General features: G+C 69.4%; 14 protein-coding genes. 2 read left to right on the plus strand and 12 right to left on the minus strand.

What is annotated here, in order from left to right; genetic code table 11:
- Positions 1–99: 99 nt before the first annotated feature.
- The 6 genes from E3O44_RS04790 to E3O44_RS04815 form a co-directional block, all read right to left on the minus strand.
- Complete coding sequence (locus E3O44_RS04790; protein ID WP_134533090.1) at positions 100–567, minus strand: GNAT family N-acetyltransferase; 468 nt, start codon at positions 565–567, stop codon at positions 100–102.
- A 139-nt stretch (positions 568–706) separates the two neighbouring features.
- On the minus strand, positions 707–1,348 hold the full coding sequence (locus E3O44_RS04795) for a histidine phosphatase family protein (RefSeq protein ID WP_241976066.1): 642 nt from the start codon (positions 1,346–1,348) through the stop codon (positions 707–709).
- Positions 1,349–1,414: 66 nt separating this feature from the next.
- Positions 1,415–2,734 carry a glycosyltransferase 87 family protein gene (locus E3O44_RS04800; protein ID WP_166792546.1) on the minus strand — a complete coding sequence of 440 codons (1,320 nt, stop codon included), beginning with the start codon at positions 2,732–2,734 and terminating at the stop codon, positions 1,415–1,417.
- A gap of 137 nt (positions 2,735–2,871) precedes the next feature.
- A complete protein-coding gene (locus E3O44_RS04805) occupies positions 2,872–6,288 on the minus strand; it encodes a DEAD/DEAH box helicase (RefSeq protein ID WP_134533094.1) in 3,417 nt (1,138 codons plus the stop codon).
- Between the two features lie 89 nt (positions 6,289–6,377).
- Complete coding sequence (locus E3O44_RS04810; protein WP_134533096.1) at positions 6,378–7,286, minus strand: universal stress protein; 909 nt, start codon at positions 7,284–7,286, stop codon at positions 6,378–6,380.
- A gap of 82 nt (positions 7,287–7,368) precedes the next feature.
- Positions 7,369–9,306: a primary-amine oxidase gene (locus tag E3O44_RS04815; protein ID WP_134533098.1), complete on the minus strand. Its 1,938-nt coding sequence runs from the start codon at positions 9,304–9,306 to the stop codon at positions 7,369–7,371.
- 186 nt (positions 9,307–9,492) lie between these two features.
- On the opposite strand from E3O44_RS04815, the gene E3O44_RS04820 reads away from it, so the two are divergent.
- Both E3O44_RS04820 and E3O44_RS04825 read left to right on the plus strand, forming a co-directional pair.
- Entirely contained in the window at positions 9,493–11,679 is a 2,187-nt protein-coding gene (locus tag E3O44_RS04820; protein ID WP_134533100.1) for an ATP-dependent Clp protease ATP-binding subunit, read from the plus strand.
- Between the two features lie 148 nt (positions 11,680–11,827).
- Positions 11,828–12,874 (plus strand): zinc-dependent alcohol dehydrogenase family protein, encoded by a 1,047-nt coding sequence (locus tag E3O44_RS04825; protein WP_134533102.1) that lies wholly within the window; start codon positions 11,828–11,830, stop codon positions 12,872–12,874.
- A 113-nt stretch (positions 12,875–12,987) separates the two neighbouring features.
- On the opposite strand, the gene E3O44_RS04830 is transcribed toward E3O44_RS04825, so the two are convergent.
- The 6 genes from E3O44_RS04830 to E3O44_RS04855 form a co-directional block, all read right to left on the minus strand.
- Positions 12,988–13,581 carry a nitroreductase family protein gene (locus tag E3O44_RS04830; RefSeq protein WP_134533104.1) on the minus strand — a complete coding sequence of 198 codons (594 nt, stop codon included), beginning with the start codon at positions 13,579–13,581 and terminating at the stop codon, positions 12,988–12,990.
- Positions 13,582–13,805: 224 nt separating this feature from the next.
- Positions 13,806–15,506 carry a long-chain-fatty-acid--CoA ligase gene (locus E3O44_RS04835; RefSeq protein WP_134533106.1) on the minus strand — a complete coding sequence of 567 codons (1,701 nt, stop codon included), beginning with the start codon at positions 15,504–15,506 and terminating at the stop codon, positions 13,806–13,808.
- A complete protein-coding gene (locus tag E3O44_RS04840) occupies positions 15,503–16,627 on the minus strand; it encodes a threonine aldolase family protein (protein WP_174775039.1) in 1,125 nt (374 codons plus the stop codon). The genes E3O44_RS04835 and E3O44_RS04840 overlap by 4 nt, the downstream gene beginning before the upstream one ends.
- 86 nt (positions 16,628–16,713) lie before the next feature.
- A complete protein-coding gene (locus E3O44_RS04845) occupies positions 16,714–17,853 on the minus strand; it encodes an ABC transporter permease (protein WP_134533111.1) in 1,140 nt (379 codons plus the stop codon).
- Positions 17,850–18,734 (minus strand): ABC transporter ATP-binding protein, encoded by an 885-nt coding sequence (locus E3O44_RS04850; protein WP_134533113.1) that lies wholly within the window; start codon positions 18,732–18,734, stop codon positions 17,850–17,852. The genes E3O44_RS04845 and E3O44_RS04850 overlap by 4 nt, the downstream gene beginning before the upstream one ends.
- Before the next feature lie 26 nt (positions 18,735–18,760).
- A complete protein-coding gene (locus E3O44_RS04855) occupies positions 18,761–20,164 on the minus strand; it encodes an AAA family ATPase (RefSeq protein WP_134533115.1) in 1,404 nt (467 codons plus the stop codon).
- Positions 20,165–20,250: the final 86 nt, after the last annotated feature.

A 20,250-nucleotide genomic window follows, 5' to 3' on the forward strand; every position in this document is an offset into this window, starting at 1 on the left:
TACTGCAGGGGGGACCCTGTGGGAGAGTAGGACACCGCCGGACTTAACTTAGAAACACCAGAAAAGCCACCCCACGGGGTGGCTTTTCTGCTTTAACCCTCACTGGCGTTCGAGGAGTCGATACGTCATCGCCGTGAACTGGGGGCGCTCGGGATCTACGAATTCTGTGAACCCAGCTCGACGGTAGGCCCTCACCGCAGGCTCATTGTCCGCGACGACGGCCAGGCGGACTTCGTCAACTCCGAGTTCGCGAGCCTTTTCGATGACTGCCCGGGTGAGTATGCGCCCCAGGCCCTGCCCGCGGTACCGGGGGTCGACAATGACTCGTCCCAGGCGGGCTGAAGCGCCGCCCACCGTGAGATCGAAATGTCCCCAGGCGGCCGGATATTCGTCATGAGCCACCATCCAGGCGCTCAGCCCCGGTCTTCGGGAGATCTCCTCGAATTGCGCTGCGGTCGGCGGCCACGTCACGCTCGGACCGGCAAACAGATACAACGCAGGCGCATCGGGCACCCACTCAAGAAGACGCGCGTAGTCACGTGCGCGCGTAGGACGGGTCACAACCATGCCATGACACTAGTGCGATCGACCGTCACTGTCCGCGAAGGAGGTGCCCTCTCACACGTTCCTCCGAGAGTTGCCTCTCCGGTCGAGAGTTGCCCTCGTATGGGTAACTCTCGACCGGAAAGGTAACCGCAGGAGCCGGCTAACGGGCGGGGACAGCGTCCAGGGGATCGAGGTCGTTGTCGAGGTCGTCTACGGGAGTCAGGACCTCGCCGTTGAGTGCCTGGAGGGTCCAGCCGTCGTCATCGACGCTGGCTACGGTCAGGGCCGCGTTGGTGATGGTGCCGACGAACTTGCCCAGGGCGCTCATCAGTGTCAGGCGGATCAGGGTGCCGTGGGAGACGACGATGATGCGGGCCCCCGGGTGCGCCGCCGCGAGCTCACGCAGTGCGTGGAGGCCGCGGGAGGCGACATCCGCCTCGGGCTCTGCGCCGATGAAGCCGCCGTTGCCGGTCGGGCCCCCGTCGATGCGCAGTGCGTCGAGCTCGGAGCCGGCGCTCAGGCCCTCCGCGGGGCCGTAGTTGCGCTCGACGAGCTCGGGGATGCGCCGGGTCACCGTGAGGCCGAGGCCGTCCGCAATGAGGTCAGCGGTCTCTGCCGCGCGGGACAGGGTCGAGGAGACGACGAAGTCCCACTCGTACCGGGCCAGGTGCCCCACCGCCTCGGCGGCCTGGTCACGCCCGGTGTCGTTGAGGGGGACGTCCGACAGGCCCTGAATCCGCATAGCGGCATTCCAGTCGGTCTGGCCGTGGCGGATGAGGGCGAAGGTCGTTGGTGAAGTCACCCCTCCATTGTCCCCCGGCTGGGGAGACAACGCAGAATCACCCGATGGCGACCTGCGTGGACCGGACTACGCGGCGAAGGTGCGCGCGTCGCTCGCGGCCTGGCGGCGAGACAGCAGGGCGGGCGAGGTGACGGGAGCCACGACCATGCGCCACAGAGCGACAAGCGACCAGCCGAACATCACGATCAGCAGGCCGTTACGCGCGGTGAGCAGCACGAGAGCCGACAGGTCGCCGTTGATGAGCGGCATGTAGAAGACCGGGAAGATCAGGGTGGTCAGAATGCCGATGGCGACCATCATGTACGCCGGCGCACGCCACGCGTGCCAGCTCTGGCTGACCCCGACGACGACGACGGGTGCGAGCCACAGCATGTACTGCGGGGACCCGACCTTGTTGAAGATGATGAAGGCTCCGACGAGGGCAAGGGACCCGACCAGCAGGAGCTGCGAGACGTCGTGGTGACGGCGCAACGCGACCAGCATGAGCGTCACGATCGCCCCCATCGCGATGAACATCAGCGGGTTCATCAGGGAAGCGACGAGCGTGGTGCCGGGGCCGCTGACCTCGCGGGTGGCGATCGCGTAGTTCTGGTAGATGAAGGTGTTCGGGTGGCCGAGGGCGGCGAGCCAGACCCAAGGGGTCGTGATCGGCGCTTCGAGCTGCATGGCCCGGTCGGACTGCATCGTGACGAATCCGGTGATGTACTTGAGGCCGCCGAGGGCGAACACCGTGCCGACGATGCCCGCGGTGACGGCGATGCCCGTGAGGATCACGGTGATGCGACGCCGGGAGGCGACGACGACCGCGACGACGACGGCGGCGGGCCAGACCTTTACCCACGTGGCGATGGTGAGCAGGGCTGCCGCGACGACCGGGCGGCGCGCGAGCAGCACGAGGCCCATGATCACGAGCGGGGCGGTGAGACCCTCGAGCCTGAGGAGTCCGACGGGGCTGAGCACGAAGCTGATCACCAGGAAGAACCAGGCGGAACGGTAGCCGCTGATCTTGCGGCCGGCATCCGTCAGCACGACGACGGCGAAGGCGTTCAGCGCGGCCGTCATCAGGAACCACATCAGCTGGTACAGCAGCGGGCCGCCGAGGCCGGCGACCACGATCGGGAACAGGGCGCCGATCGGGTAGACCCACTCGACGTTGATGCCCATCCAGACGTGGTGCACGAGGCCCTGCTGGGCCCAGGTGCGGTACAGGGGCAGGTCGCCGAGCACATTGCCGGTCAGGATCGCGGGAAGCAGGGCGAGCAGGAAGACGACGTGGATGGCGATGAAGCCGATCACGAGGGTGCGCGGGGTTTCCAGCCACAGGCGCCGTGCGGGCGTGAGGACGCGTCGGACCCGGTGGTCGACCTGGTCAAGAATGTAGGACATTTCACTCACCTCTGCAGACGGCCAAAAGCCCGGGAGGGCAGACTTCATCCAAATTATAGGTTTGTCCGCTGGGTTGCAAGACAGTTCTGCCCGGTTACCGGCCCTTCCTGCTGAGAGAGCTCACAGCCTGATGGCGGTCAGGCGAGCAGTTCGCGGATGTCCGCGGCCGTGAGCGCGGTTCCCCTGGCGCCGTCGGCGGAGAGCACGCTGTCGAAGAGGCGGGCCTTGGTGGTCTTGAGCGCCATGACCTTTTCCTCGATCGTGTTCTTGGCGACGAGCCGGTACACGAAGACGTTCTTGGTCTGGCCGATCCGGTGCATCCGGTCGACGGCCTGCGCCTCGGTGGCGGGATTCCACCACGGGTCGAGCAGGATCGCGTAGTCGGCCTCGGTGAGGTTGAGCCCGAATCCGCCCGCCTTGAGGCTGATCAGGAACACCGCGTTGTCGCCGGTCTTGAACTCGTCGATCACCGCCGCGCGATTGCGGGTTTTGCCATCGAGGTACGAATAGCTGATTCCCGCGGCGTCGAGCCGGGCGCGGGCCCGGCCGAGGTACTGGGTGAACTGGCTGAAGATGAGCGTGCGGTGCCCGCCGGCGACGATGTCTTCGAGCAGTTCGAGGAGGGCGTCGAGCTTGGTCGAGGGGATCCCGTCGTACTTGGCGTCGTACAGCCCCGCATCGAGGCTCAGCTGGCGGAGCATCGTGAGCGACCGGAAGATCTCGAACCGGTTCGCGTTCAGGTTCTCGATCAGGCCGAGTACCTTCTGGCGTTCCCGCTGCAGGTGGGTGTCGTAGACGGCCCGGTGCCGGTGGTTGAGCGTGAGCTCGAGCACCTGTTCCTGCTTGCTCGGCAGGTCACCGGCGACCTCCTCCTTGGTGCGGCGCAGCATGAACGGGCGGATGCGGCGGCGGAGCTGGGCGAGCCGCTCGTCGTTCGCGTCCCGCTCGATGGGTTTCTGGTAGAAGTCGGCGAAGCGCGTCGGGCTCGGGAACAGACCGGGCGCGGTGATCGACAGCAGCGACCAGAACTCCATCAGGTTGTTCTCGAGCGGGGTGCCGGTGATCGCGAGCTTGAACGGCGTGTCCAGGCGCCGGGCGCACTGGTAGGCCCGGGACACGCGGTTCTTCACGAACTGGGCCTCATCGAGCAGGAGACCGGCCCAGGGGACGGCGTTGTACTCGTCGAAGTCGAGGCGGAACAACGTGTATGAGGTGATCACGACATCCGCTCCGGCGTGCAGTGCCGCGATGCTCGTCGCCCGTTTGCGTGAGGTCTCGGTGACGGAGGCGACGCGCAGGTCCGGCGCGAACCTGGCGCATTCGGCGGCCCAGTTCGAGACGACGCTCGTGGGCGCGACGACGAGGAACGGGTCTGCGGGTGCGTCGCTGTCGCGTCCGGCCACCGTGCGGCTGATCAGGGCGATCGCCTGCAGGGTCTTGCCGAGACCCATGTCGTCGGCGAGGATGCCGCCGAGCCGGTGGTCGTGGAGGAAGCCGAGCCACTCGAAGCCGGACTGCTGATAGCTGCGGAGGGTCGCGTGCACGCCGTCCGGCACGGGGAGCGTCGGCACCCGTTCGACATCGGTGAGCCCGGCGACGATGTCCCGCCAGCCGGCGGCCTGGCTCGTGACGACGCCGAGTTCCTGCAGCTCTTCCCAGAGATCAGCCTGGAACGGGCTGATGCCGAGTGAGGTCGCGGATGGTTCCTGCAGGCTGCGGGCTTCCTCGATCAGGCGGCGCAAGGTGTGCAGTTCGGGCCGGTCGAGACTGAAGTAGGTGCCGCTCGGCAGGATGAGGATGTCCTGGCCCGTGGCGAGGGCCCGGAACAGCACGTCGAAGGGCACGTCCTCGCCGTCGATCGACACGGAGACCGCGAGGTTGAACCAGTCCCGGTCGTCGAGGCGTTCGCTCGTCCCGACGCTGATCACCGGGGCGGTGTCCGCCGGGCGGTAGTCGATCACGTCGCCGCTCTGGACGACGAGGACGTCGGGGAGTTCGTCGAGCCGCGGCAGGACCTGCTCCAGGAAGTGGATCATGCCGGCGCCGCCGAGTTCGGAGTGCGCGGACAGCCGCGGCACGCCGCCGCGTCTCGGCGCGAGCTCGGTGAGGGGGGCGAGCAGGTCGTCGACGCCGCGGAGGATCCGGGCCTCAGCGGCGGCGTCGCGGTAGCGGTGCTCGCCGGGAACGGGCCTCAGCTCGAGGTCGTAGGCGCCGCCAGGGGCCTCGGCGGGAGTCCCCGTTGTGCTGGCGGAGGCACCGGCGGTAGACGGACCGGCCTGGTAGCGCCACGCCCAGTTCAGGGCGATCCGGGCATCCGTCTGGTGGCCGATCGTGAGCGTGAGCGCGGGCCGGGGGGTCTCGGGCAGCTCGAACGAGGCGTCGCGGCTCGTGACGCGCGCCCGGTCGCGGAGATAGGGGTAGAACTCGGCGAGGAAGGCCGGCTCGTCGTCGGTGGGCACGTCGATGGACTGGCTGCTCAGCGCGAGGGTGCGCAGCTCCCTGCTGACCTCGATCGCGAGCGGGGCGAGGGTGAGGCGGCCCCCGGTCGGGTCCCCGGCGGGGGCGTCCTGCCAGGTGTAGATGCCGTGGGCGGGATCGCCCGTGAACCCGAACCGGCCCCCGGGCAGCCGGTGCTCGTCGAGCACGACGGTCGGGGTGAGCGCGAGGCCGCCGGGCGTGCGGCGGATGTCGAGCTCGAGCGATGCCGGACGCTCCGCGATGCGGACGGGATCCTGGGCGCCCGAGGTGGAGATGAGCGGGATGCCGGCGGCCGTCGCCTCCTCGAGCAGGCCCCAGAGCGCGCGGTCGGGGAAATCGTCGAGCTGGATCCACTGCGTCGCCGAGCCGTAGTACGGGCGTCCGGCGAGATGCAGGGCGTAGAGCGCGGACAGCACCCGCCGTTGGGCGCGCTGGGCGGTGCCCGCGGTCTGGGCGATGTTGTCCCAGGTCAGGGCGCCGCGAATCCAGCGGCCCTGCTTGCCGAGCAGCATCGGCCGGGCGGCCAGGTGCCGTCCGCCGGACTGGAACCGGGAGTTGACCGGGGCGAGCACCTGGAACTGCAGCGCGAGTTCCGTCCCGGTCTGCGCGGAGGTCGCCCCGGGCGTCGGCAGGCCGCCGAGGGCGCTGCGCCAGCGCGGAACGGACGGCGCGGGCGGGGCTGCGGGGGGTGTGGGGGACTGGAGTGCGTACAGGGCCGGCGGCGCGGGTCGCCGGCTGAAGCGGTCGATGCCGGCCTCGTCGACCTCGATCGACCCCGGGTTCCCGCCGTTCCGGCTCGTGACGAGGAGGGCGGCGACATGCTTGCAGTTGCTCCGCATCGGGCAGGTGCAGAGTCCGGTCGCGCGCACCGCGACCCCGGCGGGATTCAGGATGAACGAAATGGTCACCGTGTACGGGGAGCGTCCGGTGCCGCGGACCTTCCCGGTGAGCCTGGTCCCCGACTCGTCCCAGATCTCGGAGAGGACGTGGCCGTTGCGCGCGTAACGTTCACCGCGCGAAAAGGCCTGGCTTCCAACGAGGAGGGCGATCTCGTGTGAGCTGAGAGAGTGAGCCATAAGGGGGAAGAGGGTTCCTTAGAAGGTCGAACCCCATTCTCCCACGGTGTGCGGGCACTCGTCGGCGATGACGGCCCCGCGGCTGCGGCTCAGCGGGCCAGCCGGGCGGACGCGCCGGTGGGAACGACGATGAGCGGCACGGGCAGGGCGTTGAGCATGCGGTGGGCGGTGATGCCGAGGAAGATCGTGGTCGGCTGGGCGAGGCGGCTCGAACCGACGAAGGCGACCTCCTCCGCACGCCACTCGATGGCCTCGACGGCGGACTCCACGTTTTCGCCGACGGCGACCTCGGTCGTGATGGTGCCCGGTGCAGGCGCCCGCGTGGTGAAGTACTCGAGCACCGATTCCAGATGCGCCGTGCTCTCTGCGGTCCGGGCCGCCTCCAGTGCGGGTGTCGACTCGCCATGCTGGGTGCGCCGGGAGTCGACCTCGACGAGGGTGAGGAAGCGCACGTCCACGGTGAGGCCCGCCGTGAACGCCAGGAGCGAATCGAGGAGCGTCGACCAGCCGGGCCGGGTGCCGATCGCGCAGGTGATCCGGGAGAGCTGTGCCGGGGCGATGTACCCGTGCGGTGCGAGCGCGACGGGAACGGGCGAGGCGTGCAGCAGTGCGTTGGCGACGCTGCCGATCGTGTAGCGGCCGCGGATGCCGTGCCGGGAGGCCCCGACGACGATCCGGTCGGAGTCGAATTCCGTGACGGCCCTCAGGAGACCGTCGGAGACAGCATCCGCCCAGATCAGGTGCGTCGTGGCCACAATGCCCGCCGGCACCCGCGCCGCGGCCCCGACGAGCCATTCGAGGCCCTGCTGCTCGAGGAGCGCCTCGAAGTCGGAGCCGGAGGCGCGCAGCCGTGAGGGCGCGACGGTCGAGTGCGGCAGCACCAGGCAGATCCGCAACTCGGCTCCGGTCAGGCGCGCGAGGGCGACTCCGAGCTCGATGGCATCATTGCCGCGATCGGTTGCCTCGTAGGCGACGACGTAATTCGCTGTCCTGGTCACTCTGGATCTCCCTGGGGTCTCGGTGAAATATCGGTCGTGCTGGTCTGTGCGCTTCGGGGCCTGTGCTGCTGCTCAGGGCTGCTCAGTGCTGGTCGTGATGCCCGTGCCCGTCGGCGTGGGCGGGTCCCGCGTGACTCGCCGGCACGTCGAGGGAGGGGTTGCGGTCGAAGAAGCCGACCGGCTTGAGCCAGAACGACACGGTGTCCGCCGGCATGATCGGCCACTCCTCCTGGCGGGTGATGTGGTGGATGCCGAAGACGTACCAGAGCACGATGTCGGTGTTCCGTACCGTTCGACCGGCACGGGTCCACTCGGGCAGGCCGTGGTCGACCGCGCTCTGGTTTACGAACTCACCGCAGGGCCAGCGCTGCCGGTCGTCGGTAGGCGTGACCCACACCGTGTGTCCGATCACCTGGGCGCGCTGGAACACCGGGGAGGCGGGGTCGAAGAACGCCGGGATGGCGCCGCCCGGAACGAGCTTGTACGACACCGGGGTGCCGAGCCCGTTGACCGCGGTCTCGTTCACGACCTTCCAGCTGCGCTGGGTCGTCCAGTCGTAGTCGTCGAAGCCCTCGGTCTCGATGGGCGTGTTCTGCTGGGTGAGGGCCAGGCCGAGCGGATTCGCGTCGTCGATCGGCTCGACGCGGGTCTCGGAGCGGAACACCGTGTTCTCGGGCCCGTCGATGTCGAGGTCCATCCGCGCGACGATGAAGTGCTGGTGGAAGGGCGCATAGGTGCGCGTGTCCACGAGGGTGCCGCTCGGGTGCGACTGGCCCTCTGCGAGGCTCGTGACGACCATGATCCCGGTGGCACGTACCTCGCACTCCATGTTGCCGTCCTGGTAGAAGCGCCAGTAGACGAGGTATTCGTAGTTGGCGACGGTGACGTGGAAGGAGACGACGAGGCGCCGCATCCGTCGCACCTCCGATCCGCCGCTATGGTCGACGTGCTTCCAGAGCACCGCGTTGTCCTCTTCGTGGATGCAGATGGCGTTGGGGATCGCGTACGGTTCGCCGGCGCTGTTGTGCAGGACGGCGTCGAGGTAGCGGATCTCGCCGAGGCAGTCGCAGCCCAGTTCGAGGGAGGTGGTCATGAAGCCCAGGCCCCACTCGCCGATGTCGAAGGCCGTGCGACGGAAGTGGTCGACGCTCGGATCCCGGTAGGGCACGACCATCTCGGCGAAGGAGAGCCGATTGGCGATCGGGCGCACCCGCTCGCCGTCCCGGTAGCTCACCTCGTGCAGGGTCATGCCCTCCCGGTAGTTGAAGCCGACCCGCAGCGACCAGTTCTGCCACTCGACCCGGTGGCCGGTGACCGTGAAGCTCGGCCCCTCCTGCTGCACGATGTCGAGCGGCTTGAGCGGCGGACGCCGGCTGAGGTCGCGGATGCGGGGCGGGATGAGGTGCGGGACGTATTCGCCCATCACGGCCGGCCGGTCGACCGCGAACGTGTCCTCGACGTCGAGGAGTTCCATCGTGTTGACGTCGATCACGAAGTGCAGGCCGCTCACCGGTCCGGCGTACGGGTTGGCGCCCGCATCGGCGCGCACCCAGACGTCGGACCAGCCGATCCTCCGGCCCCGGAACCGCTCGGGGATGACGGCGTCGCCGTAGGTCCAGGTATCGATGAAGACGGTGTCGAGATCGGTGATGCCCCTGCGGGCGAGGGCCGCGACCACCTCCGGGTGCGCGCGGAGAGCGGCATCCGCTTCGTCCCACTCGTCGACCGTGAAGTTGGCCTGCACGCCGGGCACCGTGCTCCAGTCCAGCAGGGCGTCGGCGCTGAGGGAGACGACCGCCACCCAGGTGCTGTTCTCGGCCCGGTTCAGCACGACGAGCCGGGCGAGGCGCTCGGGGACCGCCCCCGCGACGTCGAAGGCGGCCCTGGCGTGCCGGCCCGGCTCGACGAGTTCGATCGAGGCGAACCTCCAGCCCGGTCCGACGCCGCGTTCGCGGGCGAGGATGCCTGCGGCCGCGGTGAACTCGTCGGCCGTCAGCGGGTCGAGGGGATGGAAGGTCATCGGGGCTCCTCGTGATCGGCTGTGCGTGTCGACGGCGCTGTTGCCCGGCGCCGTTTGCGGTCATTATGGCACCGGTACCGTCGATCGTGAGTGCTAGCGGCATCCGCCGAGATCCCCTAAACTTGAGTCGAGGCGACTCAGCTTTACCCGTCGGCGGGTGGTCGCGCGAGAGAGAGGATCTTCCCCATGCAAGCAGGCCAGCAGCCGCCCCAGGAAGAAGCGAAATCTGCGCTCGAGAAGTACGGAGTGAACCTCACCGAGATCGCGAAGAGCGGCAAGCTCGACCCCGTGATCGGGCGCGACGCCGAGATCCGTCGCGTGAGCCAGGTGCTCACCCGCCGGACCAAGAACAATCCGGTGCTGATCGGCGAACCCGGCGTCGGGAAGACCGCCGTGGTCGAGGGCCTCGCCCAGCGGATCGTGGCCGGCGACGTCGCCGACTCGCTCAAGGGAAAGCAACTCGTGGCGCTCGACCTCGCGGCCCTCGTGGCTGGGGCGAAGTACCGCGGCGAGTTCGAGGAGCGATTGAAGGCCGTGCTCAAAGAGATCAACGACGCCGAGGGCCAGATCATCACCTTCGTCGACGAACTGCACACCCTGATGGGCGCGGGCGGCGGGGAGGGCTCGGTCGCGGCCTCCAACATGCTCAAGCCGATGCTCGCGCGCGGCGAGCTGCGCCTGATCGGCGCGACGACGCTCAACGAATACCGGGAGTTCATCGAGAAGGACGCCGCCCTCGAGCGGCGCTTCCAGCCCGTGCTCGTCGACGAGCCGAGCGTCGAGGACACCGTCGCGATCCTGCGCGGCCTCAAGGAGCGCTACGAAGCCCACCACAAGGTGTCGATCGCGGATGCCGCCCTCGTCGCGGCCGCCTCGCTCTCGAACCGCTACATCACCGCCCGGCAACTGCCGGACAAGGCCATCGACCTGATCGACGAGGCCGCGAGCCGGCTCCGGATGGAGATCGACTCCGCACCCGTCGAGATCGACGAGCTGCGACGCAGCGTCGACCGGCTCAAGCTCGAGGAGCTCGCGCTCAAGAAGGAGAAGGACGACGCCTCCCGCCAGCGACTCGAGAAGCTGCGGGCCGACCTGCTCGAACGTGAGGACACCCTGAAGGGGCTGCAGGCGCGCTGGGACAAGGAACGCGCCTCGCTCAACCGGGTCGGCGAACTCAAGACCCGGCTCGACACCGCGCGGAGCGAATCGGAGCGCGCCCAGCGCGAGGGCAACCTCGAACGCGCCTCCCGGCTGCTCTACGGCGACATCCCCGTGATGGAACGCGAGCTCGCCGCGGCGGAGCAGGCGGAGTCGGACGGGCCCAGGATGGTCAACGACCAGGTCACCGCGGAGGACATCGCCGCGGTCGTCGCCATGTGGACGGGCATTCCCGTCGGGCGCCTGCTCCAGGGCGAGACCGAGAAGCTCCTGAACCTCGAGGGCGAACTCGCTCACCGGCTGATCGGCCAGAAGCGCGCCGTGCGCGCGGTCGCCGACGCCGTGCGCCGCAGCCGGGCCGGCATCTCCGACCCGGACCGGCCGACCGGCTCGTTCCTCTTCCTCGGCCCGACGGGCGTGGGCAAGACCGAGCTCGCCAAGGCGCTCGCCGAATTCCTCTTCGACGACGAGAAGGCCATGATCCGCATCGACATGAGCGAGTACGGCGAGAAGTTCTCGGTGTCCCGCCTGGTCGGTGCTCCTCCGGGCTACATCGGTTACGAACAGGGTGGGCAGCTCACCGAGGCGGTGCGCCGGCGCCCGTATTCGGTGATCCTGTTCGACGAGGTGGAGAAGGCGCATCCGGAGATCTTCGACGTGCTGCTGCAGGTGCTCGATGACGGGCGCCTCACCGACGGCCAGGGCCGCACGGTGGACTTCCGCAACACCATCCTCGTGCTGACCTCGAACCTCGGCTCGGCGTTCCTGATCGACCCCACCCTCAGCACCGAGCAGAAGGAGGAAGCCGTGCAACTGCTCGTACGGCAGACCTTCAAGCCGGAGTTCGTCAACCGGCTCGACGACATCGTCGTCTTCCAGTCGCTGTCGATGGAGGACCTCGGCCAGATCGTGGAGCTCATGATCGACCGGCTCGAGAAGCGCCTCGTGGAGCGCCGCCTCGAACTCGCCGTGACCCCGAAGGCGCGCACCTGGCTCTCCGAACGCGGCTACGACCCGATGTACGGCGCCCGTCCGCTGCGGCGCCTCATGCAGACCGAGATCGACGACCGGCTCGCGACTGCGATCCTCTCCGGCAAGGTGCGCGACGGCGACACCGTGCTCGTGGACCTCGCGGCGGACGGCGACTCCCTCACGGTCACGCCGGCGCCCGCGGCGCCCGTGCCGGCGCATCCGCTCGACGAGGCCGACCTCTAGGTCACCTCGGGCGCCGGCCCGTATCACCGCGAGAGCGGGTGAATCGTCGTTTTCGGGTCCCGAAACCGACGATTCACCCGCTTTCGCGGTCAGCGGAACGGAGGCCGGGTGACTGCGTGCTCGCGAGGGCGGGAACTAGGCTCGAAGCATGCGTGCAACTGTGATTTATGGCGAGCGGGACATCCGCCTCGAAGAAGTACCCGACCCGATTCTCTCGACCGGCGGTGACGCGATCGTGCGTGTCGTCGCAGCCTGCGTGTGCGGCTCCGACCTGTGGCCGTACCGCGGCGTGCAGCCCACCACCGAGCCGCACCGGATCGGCCACGAGTTCGTCGGGGTCGTCGAGGAGATCGGCGCAGACGTAACGACGATCAAGGTCGGCGACTTCGTCATCGCCCCCTTCTACGACTGCGACAACACCTGCATCAACTGCCGCAACGGCGTGAGCACCTCGTGCCTGCACGGCGGCTGGTGGGGTGCCGACGACCGGCTCGGCGGCTTCGCCGACGGCGCCCAGGGCGAGCGCGTGCGCGTTCCGCACGCGGACGGTTCCCTCGTCGCGACGCCGGCCATGCCGACGGATGCCCAGATCCCCGGCCTGCTGACCCTCGCCGATGTGATGGGTACCGGCCACCACGCCGCGGTCTCTGCGGGAGTGACCGCGGGCAGCACCGTCGTCGTCGTGGGTGACGGCGCCGTGGGCCTCTGCGCGATCATCGCCGCGAAGCGCCTCGGCGCCTCGCGGATAGTCGCCATGTCCCGGCACGCCTCGCGGCAGGTCGTCGCGCGCGAATTCGGCGCGACCGACATCGTCGAGGAGCGTGGCGCCGAGGGTGTCGCGAAGATCCGCGAGATGTTCGACGGCATCGGCGCGGACTTCGTGCTCGAGTGCGTCGGCACCAAGGAATCGATGGAGCAGGCGGTTGCGTCTGCCCGTCCCGGCGGAATGGTCGGCTACGTCGGCGTGCCCACCGGTGGCCCGATCGCGATGCAGCCCCTCTTCGGCCGCAACGTCGGGATCAACGGCGGCGTCGCATCCGTGCGCGGCTACATCGAGGAACTGCTCCCCGAGGTACTCTCCGGGTCGATCAACCCGGGTCGCGTCTTCGACCTGGAGCTGCCGCTCGCCGACGTCGCCGAGGCATACGCCGCGATGGACGAACGCCGCGCGATCAAGGTGCTCCTCCGCCCCTGAACCGCCCGCGCCAGGCTCGGCTCGCGCCGTTCCTGACCGCGAGAGTACGAAAAGGGCCCCTTCACTTCGCGTGAAGGGGCCTTTTTCGTGCTCTCGCGAGGGGGAGGGGCGGGTTAGTCGTTGGCGAGCAGGAGCTCGGCGAGGGGCTTGCGGGTGCGCGGGGCGATCTCGCGGGCGTAGAGCTCGGGGGAGAGGGCGTCGACGTCGCCGAGGACGCCGAGGACGGTCACCGAGACGACGGCCAGATCGGGCGTGAGTCCGAAGGATTCGGCGATCGCGGCACCGTCGATGCCGCCGAGCTGATGCGTGTACAGGCCCTCTTCCTGGGCCTGGATGGTGAGGTGCGCGACCGCCTGGCCGAGGTCGTAACGCGCCCACGGGTTCTCGCGGGTCTCGTCGATCGGCAGGTGCGCGATGTTCACGATCAGGACCGACGCGGAATCCGCCCAGGCCTTGTTGAAGCCCATCAGGCCCTCGTGCACCTTGGCGAAGCTCGCGGTGCCGCGGCGCGCGACGATGAAGCGGGCCGGCTGGATGTTGCTCGCGGAGGGGGCCCAGCGGGCGGCCTCGAGGATGGTGGTCAGGGTGGTCTCGTCGATGACCGCGGTCGGGTCGAAACCGCGCGGGCTCCAACGCTCGGAGAGCACGGAGAGGATGGGCGACGTCGTGTCGGCGGCGCGGCTGAGGGTGTCGGTGATGAGGGTCATGTGCCCGTCTTTCGTCTGGAGCCTGTGGGTGTCCGGGGCAACGCTGACCCACGATCTAAAACGCGCACGCCGCGCGCTTATTCCATGCGCACGCATACTGTGCGCTCGCGTCTCCCCGTGTGCCCCCCTATGCGTCGCGAAAGCGGGTGAATCGTCGGTTTCAGCGCGCGATAACGACGATTCACCCGCTTTCGCCGGAGGGGGGTGGGCCGGGGGGGGCGGGACTAGTTGGGGGTGGCGGCGATGAGGTCGTCGCGCACGGAGCGACGGAGCACCTTGCCCATCATCGAGCGGGGGAGTTCCTCGACCTCGACGATGCGCCGGGGCACCTTGTACGCCGAGAGGCGGGTGCGGCAATACGCGCGCAGGGCGTCGACGTCGAGCGCGGCACCGTCGGTGAGCACGATCGCGGCAACGACGTCCTCCCCGCCGTTCTTGCTCGCGAGGCCCACGACCGCGGCGTCGGCGACGTCGGGGTGCGAGAGGAGAGCGGCCTCGACCTCGGACGGTGACACGTTGAAACCGCCGGTGATGATGAGTTCCTTGATGCGGTCGACGATCGTGACGAAGCCGTCGGCGGAGACGCGCACGATGTCGCCGGTGCGAAGCCAGCCGCCCTCGAGGAGGACCTTGGCGGTTTCACTCGGCTGGTCCCAGTACCCGGAGAAGACCTGCGGGCCGCGCACGAGCAGCTCGCCCTCTTCCTCGACACCGCGGTCGATCGACGGGTCCGCCGGGTCGACGACCCGGATCTCGGTGCTCGGGAACGGCACCCCGACGGTGCCGGGGCGGCGGCTCGGGCCGATCGGGTTTCCGACGGCGATCGGCGAGGCCTCGGTCATGCCGTAGCCCTCGACGAGCAGCCCGCCGGTCGCGGTCTCCCAGCGTTCGACGATCGAGACGGGCAGGCTCATCGCGCCCGAGATCGAGAAGCGGATGCTGCGCAGGCTCACCTTCCGTTTCTCGGCAGCGGTGACCAGCCGGTCGTAGATCGGCGGGACCGCGGGAAGGAAGGTCGGCGGAGTGTGCTTCGCGGCATCCAGCAGCAGGTTCTCGTCGAACTTGGGGAACAGCACGAGCCGGGCGCCGGTCGCCATCGCGAAGGTGAGGCACAGGGTGAGGCCGTAGGCGTGGAACATCGGCAGGACGGCGTAGAAGACCTCCTGGCCGGGGGTGAGCCCAGGTACCCACGCCTCGCCCTGGAGTGCGTTGGCCCTCAGGTTGGAGTGGGTGAGGATCGCGCCCTTCGGGGTGCCGGTCGTGCCGCTGGTGTACTGCAGCACGGCGGTGTCGCCGAGGGCCGGCCGCGGGTGGTTGTGGCGGAGCTTGCGTGCGCGCACGAGGGAGGACCACTCGACGGCGTCCTTCGGCAGCGCGGAGACGGTGAGTGCGTCTCGCGAGGACCTGGCCTGCTTGATCGGCAGCCGCAGGGCGAGGCGCTTGACGAGCGGCATCGCATCCGTGAGGTCCACGGCGACCACGGTGCGGACCCCCAGGTCGGCGGGGAAGTCCCGCACGGTCGCATAGACCTTGTCCCAGACGATCGCGACCCGGGCGCCGTGGTCCTCGAACTGATGCCGCAGCTCGCGCTCGGTGTAGAGCGGGTTGTGCTCGACGACGATCGCGCCGAGGCGCAGCACGGCGTAGAACGCGACGACGTGCTGGGGGCAGTTGGGCAGCACGAGCGCGACCCGGTCGCCGGGCTTCACGCCGAGGCGCATCAGCCCGTTCGCGACGCGGGAGATCTGCTCGCCGAGTTGGGTGTAGCTCGTGGTGCCGCCGAAGAAGTCGAGCGCGATCGCGTCGGCGTAGAGCCGGCAGGAGGCCTCGATCATGCCGACGAGGGTCTCGGAGGGGGCGGGGATGGTGTTCGGCACCCCGGGGGCGTACGAGCCGAGCCAGGGTTTGTTGGCGAAGGCGTTCATCGTGCGGCCGGTTCGGGGGTCGGCGCCGTGTTCAGGTCGCTCGCGAGTGCGTGAGCCGATCCGAGCTCGACCGTGAGCGCGGCGACGAAGGCATCGATGTCGGTCTCCTCGGTGTCGAAACCGCACATCCAGCGCACCTCGCCGGTCGCCGGGTTCCAGTCGTAGAACCGGAACGCCTCGCGCAGGCGGTCGGCGACGCCGGGCGGCAGCACCGCGAACACCGCGTTGGACTGGGTGGGCTGGCTGAAGGAGACACCCGCGATCGAGCCGTCGGCGATGCCGGCGTCGAGGGCGGTGCGCAGCTTGGTGGCCATGGCGTTCGCGTGGCCGGCGTTGCGCAGCCAGAGGTCGCCGTCGAGCAGCGCGATCAGCTGAGCCGAGATGAATCGCATCTTCGAGGCGAGCTGCATGTTGAGCTTGCGCAGGTAGACCAGGCCCGCGGATGCCTCGGGGTTGAGCACGACGATGCACTCGCCGTACATCATCCCGTTCTTGGTGCCGCCGAAGCTCAGCACGTCGACGCCGGCGTCGCGCGTGAACGCGCGGAACGGGACACCGAGCGCCACGGCCGCGTTGGAGAGGCGGGCGCCGTCCATGTGCAGGGTCATCCCGTTCGCGTGCGCGTGGTCGGCGATGGCCCGCACCTCGTCGACGCTGTACGCGGTGCCGAGTTCGGTGGTCTGGGTGATCGAGACGACGAGCGGCTGGGCGCGGTGCTCGTCCCCCCACCCCCAGGCCTGCTGGTCGATCAGCTCGGGGGTGAGCTTGCCGTCCGGGGTATCGACGGTGAGGAGCTTGATGCCGGCGACCTTCTCGGGGGCACCGCCCTCATCCGAGTTGATGTGCGCGGTCGATGCGCAGATGACGGCGCCCCAGCGCGGCAGCATCGACTGCAGGCCGACGACGTTCGCGCCGGTGCCATTGAAGACGGGGAAGGCCTCTGTGCCCTCGCCGAAGTGCCGCGCGAACACCTCCTGCAGTCGCTCGGTGTAGACGTCTTCGCCGTAGGCGATCTGGTGGGCGCCGTTGGCCCTGCCGATCGCCTCGAGGATCTCGGGGTGCACCCCGGAGTAGTTGTCCGAGGCGAAACCGCGCGAGGAAAGGTCATGGAGTTGAGTCACCCCTCCATCCTTGCGCATCCGGCTCCGCCGCCACTGTGAGTCGTGCCGACCGGGCGACTCCCGAGCATCCGTTCAGCCGCGTCCGCTCAGCCCTGGAGTGCCTCGCGGAAGGTGACCCGTGCGCCCATCCGGAGCAGCGAATTCGCGTAGATCCGGGAGCCGATCAGGATCACGAGCGCGGTCGAGGCGAGCAGGATCGCGAGTGAGAGCAGCGGTTCCCACCAGGCGGCGGTGCCGAGGAAGATCCGCATCGGCATTCCGACGGGTGCCGAGAACGGAATGTAGGACATGATTGCGAGCACGGTGGGGTTGTCGTTGAACAGGATCACCAGGAAATACGGAATCATCACGAGGACGAGCACCGGCGACGTCGCGGAGCCGACGTCCTCCTGCCGGGACACCATCGACGCCGTCGCCGCGAACAGCGAGGCGAGCATAACGAACCCGAACGCGAAGAACACCGCGAACCAGACGAGCGCCGGGCCGATGTCGCCGAGCAGGACGTGCTGGCCGGTGACCGCCATGCCGATCGAGACGAGCAGGCCGATCGCGACGATCTGCCCGAAGGCCATGACGCTGTTGCCGACGACCTTGCCGGCGAGGAGCGCCCGCACCGGGATGGTCGTCATCAGGATCTCGACGACGCGGGTCTGCTTCTCCTCGACGACGCTCTGCGCGATTGTGGAGCCGAAGGTGATCGCCGACATGAAGAAGACGAGCCCGAAACCGATCGCGACGAGGTACACGAGGCCCTCGCCCTGTTTCGACGGTTCCAGGAGGGTCACCTCCGGCCGGAGGCTCAGGACGCCGACGACCTCGAGCGGGGTCCCGGAGAGGGCGATCACCCGCACGGGCAGCGGGTAGCCGGCCTGCGACTCCGCGGGCACGATCGCGGCGGTCACCGTGCCCGCGCGCACGAGGGACTCGGCGGCGGCGACGTCGTCGGCCTCGACGGCGGTCAGCGTGCCGGCCTGGCGCACGATCTGCGCGGCGGCGGACCCGACCACCGCGACCTTGGGCAGGGTCTGGTTCTGGCTCGCGATGCCGCCGGCGACGACGGACCCGATGGAGACGAGCAGCAGGATGCCCGTGGAGATCAGGAAGGCCTTGCTGCGGAGCCGGGCCACGATCTCCCGGGTCGCCACGAGCCGGACGCTCTGCCCGAGCGAGGGCGCGGGATGCCGCGGGTACCGTGTCGGGGTGGCGTTGCCGCTCGCGGCGCTCACTGGACGACCTCCTTGAAGATGGTGGCGAGGCTCGGGCGTTGCTGGCTGAACGCGGAGACGGGGCCGCGCTCGAGGGCGAGGCGGAGGACGTGCTGGCTCGCGGCATCCGTCTGGGCCTCGAAGACCGCGAAACCGCCGTTCACCTCGAGGACGTCGATGCCGGGGACGGTGCGGACCCAGCCGACGTCGTCACCCGTGCGGATCTCGAAGCGCGGGCTGCTGTGCCGTTCGCGAAGCTCGTCGCGGGGGCCGTTCGCGCGGATCTCGCCGCCGGCGATGATGACGAGGTCGTCGCAGAGGCGTTCGACGATGTCGAGCTGGTGCGACGAGAACAGCACAGGGACGCCGCGTGCGGCATAACTGCCGAGCACGCCCATCACGACCTCCACCGCGAGCGGGTCGAGCCCGGAGAACGGTTCGTCGAGGACGAGGAACTCGGGGTCGTGCACGAGGGCCGCCGCGATCTGCGCGCGCTGCTGGTTGCCGAGGGAGAGCGATTCGACGAGATCGCCACTGCGCTCGCCGAGGCCGAGGCGTTCGAGCAGCTCTGCGGTGTTGCGCCGGGCGGATGCCGGCGGCAGCCCGTGCAGGCGGGCCAGGTAGACGAGTTGCTCGCCGATCTTCATCTTGGGGTAGAGCCCGCGTTCCTCGGGCATGTAGCCGAAGCGGCGGCGGTCGTCCGCGGTGAGCGGGACCCCATCGAGCCGGACCACGCCCGAGTCGGACGAGAGCACGCCGAGGATGATCCGCATCGCCGTGGTCTTGCCCGCACCGTTCGCCCCGACGAACCCGGTCAGGCGGCCGTCGGCAATGTCGAAGCTCACATCGGTGAGCACCTGCCGGGTGCCGAACCGCTTGTCAACGTGCTCGATCGAAAGCATGCCCCTCCTCCGTCTGAACGCCCACGCTAGCGCGGGCCGCCGACCTGCGGGGCGGCGGTTTCGGGGGACGCTCCGAGGAGACGGCGGGTGAGGGCGCCGCGGGCCGAGACCAGCGCGTCCAGGGCCTCGGCGAGATCCGCGTCGCGGGGTGGCCGGGCGGCCTCGGCGGCGAGCAGGACGGTGCGCCGCATGAGTTCCTTGGCGAAGGCGCCCGTCGCACCAGTGGCGCGCTCGGCGGCGGCGTGGATCGCCCCGGGGGAGAGCGGCAGGCCGCGCGCGTAGAGCTCGAAAAGTTGACGTCGCGCATCCGCATCGGGCAGCGGGATCTCCACGGCGAGGTCGACGCGGCCGGGGCGGTCGGCGAGGGCGCGTTCGAGCACGTCGACCCGGTTCGTCGTGAGCACGAAGGCGACGTCGGCGTCGCCGTCGAGCCCGTCGAGGGCATCGAGCATCGCGAACAGCAACGGCTGCGGGCCCTGCGCCAGGGAGCGGTCCTCGGCGATGAGGTCGACGTCCTCGAGCACGACGATGGCGGGCTGCATCGCCCGGGCGAGCTCAGCGGCCTGGGTGACGAACACGATGCTGTTGCCCGTGAGAACGACTGCGGTCACCCCGGGAGTCGCGCTCAGGAGGTGTCGCACCGTGAGCGTTTTTCCGGTGCCGGGAGGGCCGTAGAGCAGGACGCCCCGCTTCAGGTGCCGGCCGGAGGCCCGCAAGGCCCGGCGATGCGCCCCGATCCCGACGACCTGGCGCAGGATCTCGTCGAGCACGCCGGGCGGGAGGATCACGTCCTCGACCGGGACCTCGGGCCGCGGCAGGAAATCGGCGCCCGCGGCCCCCATGTTGTATTGGTTGCCGCTGAAGGACAGCACCTGGCCGCGGAGCACGCTGCGCTCGAGCATCAGGCGCCGGAGGGCGGAGAGGAACGCCGCGCTGCCGGCCTCGTCGACGGCGAGGATCTCGAGCCGGGCGCTCTGGCGGTTGAACTCGGGGCGGGCGCCGCGTTGCAGCACGGCGACCGGATGCCCGTCCACGGTCAGCAGGCGGATGCCGAAGGAGACGACGCGACGTTCGGTGTCCGGGCCGGTCGCCGCGGTGATGTAGTCGACGGGCGCCGTCCCATAGGCGAGAAAGGGGCTGGAGATGAGCTCCTGGAACGAGCAGTGCTCCCGCTGCTGGCCGCCGGAGACTCCGAGCAACCGGGAACCGGGCCCGGCGGCGAGTTCGTCGAGGGCGATCTCCGCATCGACCAGGCGGTGAGCGGGCAGGTCTTCGGTGACGAGGGGGAGCGTGGTGACGTCGGCGTGCAGGAACTCCTCCACCACTTCGCCGAGCGGGGTGCGGGACGACGGGGTCGGTCGTGGCGCGAGGATCAGCTCCTCCATGAACCGCCGAGCCGTGTCCAGGAATTCCGTCTGGCGATCGTCCATGGTGTGCTCCCCCGAGCCGTCGATGGTGCCGGTTGGTGCGCTGCTGGTGCGTCTGTGCGTTCAGGCTAGTGGTCGCAGGGCCGGCT

Origin of the sequence: Cryobacterium algoricola, from assembly GCF_004402485.1 — a bacterium.
Lineage (GTDB): Bacteria > Actinomycetota > Actinomycetes > Actinomycetales > Microbacteriaceae > Cryobacterium > Cryobacterium algoricola.

Excerpts from the sequence above, each read along its gene's own strand:
- E3O44_RS04790 (WP_134533090.1), bottom strand. The coding sequence starts at position 567 with ATGGTTGTGACCCGTCCTACGCGCGCACGTGACTACGCGCGTCTTCTT.
- E3O44_RS04800 (WP_166792546.1), bottom strand. The coding sequence starts at position 2,734 with ATGTCCTACATTCTTGACCAGGTCGACCACCGGGTCCGACGCGTCCTC.
- E3O44_RS04805 (WP_134533094.1), bottom strand. The coding sequence starts at position 6,288 with ATGGCTCACTCTCTCAGCTCACACGAGATCGCCCTCCTCGTTGGAAGC.
- E3O44_RS04815 (WP_134533098.1), bottom strand. The coding sequence starts at position 9,306 with ATGACCTTCCATCCCCTCGACCCGCTGACGGCCGACGAGTTCACCGCG.
- E3O44_RS04820 (WP_134533100.1), top strand. The coding sequence starts at position 9,493 with ATGCAAGCAGGCCAGCAGCCGCCCCAGGAAGAAGCGAAATCTGCGCTC.
- E3O44_RS04825 (WP_134533102.1), top strand. The coding sequence starts at position 11,828 with ATGCGTGCAACTGTGATTTATGGCGAGCGGGACATCCGCCTCGAAGAA.
- E3O44_RS04830 (WP_134533104.1), bottom strand. The coding sequence starts at position 13,581 with ATGACCCTCATCACCGACACCCTCAGCCGCGCCGCCGACACGACGTCG.
- E3O44_RS04835 (WP_134533106.1), bottom strand. The coding sequence starts at position 15,506 with ATGAACGCCTTCGCCAACAAACCCTGGCTCGGCTCGTACGCCCCCGGG.
- E3O44_RS04850 (WP_134533113.1), bottom strand. The coding sequence starts at position 18,734 with ATGCTTTCGATCGAGCACGTTGACAAGCGGTTCGGCACCCGGCAGGTG.
- E3O44_RS04855 (WP_134533115.1), bottom strand. The coding sequence starts at position 20,164 with ATGGACGATCGCCAGACGGAATTCCTGGACACGGCTCGGCGGTTCATG.